Consider the following 1,340-nt stretch of genomic DNA (forward strand, 5'->3'; position numbering starts at 1 on the left):
ATCAGGCCCTGCAGCTCCTTCCGTTCCTTGGCGGTGGCGGCGGTCATGCGATCGGAGACGGAGAGCACTTCCTTGCGGACTGGATCGGTCTCGCGGAGAACCGCCAGGCGCGTGCGCTCCTGCTCCAGCAGGCTCTCCACCGCCTGCCGTTCCTGGTCGAACTCGCGCGTGCCCGACCGCGAGGTCGAGACGGCGGCCCGGCGGGCTTCGTCGGCGGCGGCGATCTGGGCCTCGACCCGACCGTAGGCCGCCGCCTGGGCGTCGAGGGCCGTCAGCTCCTCGGCCGGCGCGTTCTCGCGCAGCGGGGCCTGGGTGCGCTCCATCGCGGCGACGCCGAGGCGGCGCGCCATCTCCACCGGGTCGCCGGCGAAGTCGCGCCGGATCCGGGCGTCCTGCAGCCGCGCCTCGGCGCTCTGGCCCATGCCGCGGATCTCGGCCGCGGCGCGGGAGATTTCGTCGGCAAGGGCACGCGCGCGATCCGCCGCCCGGGCGACGGGGGTCTCCATGTCCAGGGCGAGGAACGCACGGCCCGAGCTTTCGGCGTTCACCAGACCTCTGACTAGCTGCTGCTGGGCGTCGTTCAGGTTCTGCAACCCGCCGAAGGTCTCGATGACCAGCTCACGCATCGCGCGGTAGGCCGCGACCTTGTCCTGCACGCCCTCCGCCGACTCGAGACGCTGATAGGCCCGGAACAGCGCTTCCGCCTGCGGGATCGACAGGTCGAGCTCTTTGCGCAGGGCATAGGTAAGGTCGACGGTGTTGGTGAAGGCCTGCCGAAACCTCTCGAAGTCTCGGATAACCTTCCCCAGCGCCCCCCCGGTCGAGTCCGCTACGGCAGCCTGCGTCTGGTTCAGATCCCTGACCGCATCGAGCCGCGCCAGCGCGGTCTGGACCTCCAGCATCGAGCGGACCTGCCGGGTGACCTGGCCGTACTTCTCCTGCAGCTCGTCCAGGGCGCCGACCGACAGCCGGCGCGTCGAGGCCGCGAGGGCGTCCACGCTCTTGTCGGCCTCCTCGAGAGCTTCGCCGAGGTCGATGGTCGCCGGCAGAGCCTCCCGCAGCCAGGAGAACATCGCCGCGCCGGCGGCGATGGTGCCGATGGTGATCAGCGACACGGGGTTGAGCATCGCCAGGAAGCCCGCGCCGAGGGCCCGAACCGCTCCGCCCGCGCCCATGGGCCCGAGCACCTGGCTGATCTGGGTGCCCTGCTGGAGGGCGAGCTGGAGGGGCGACTGCCCGGCGGCGAGCATCACGCCGATGTCGTTGAACTGGGCGGCGAGGTTGCCGAGTTGCGCGGCGCCGGCGTTGGAGGCGACGCCGACCTGGCGCATGCCGGTGGC

1 protein-coding gene is annotated in these 1,340 nt (G+C 71.7%); it reads right to left on the minus strand.

Annotated features, from left to right (window positions below; all coding sequences use genetic code 11):
* The coding region (locus BM064_RS27285; protein WP_143103493.1) for a phage tail length tape measure family protein at positions 1-1,340 on the minus strand (1,340 nt) is incomplete at both ends.

Origin of the sequence: Albimonas pacifica, assembly GCF_900113695.1 — a bacterium.
Taxonomy (GTDB): Bacteria; Pseudomonadota; Alphaproteobacteria; order Rhodobacterales; family Rhodobacteraceae; genus Albimonas; species Albimonas pacifica.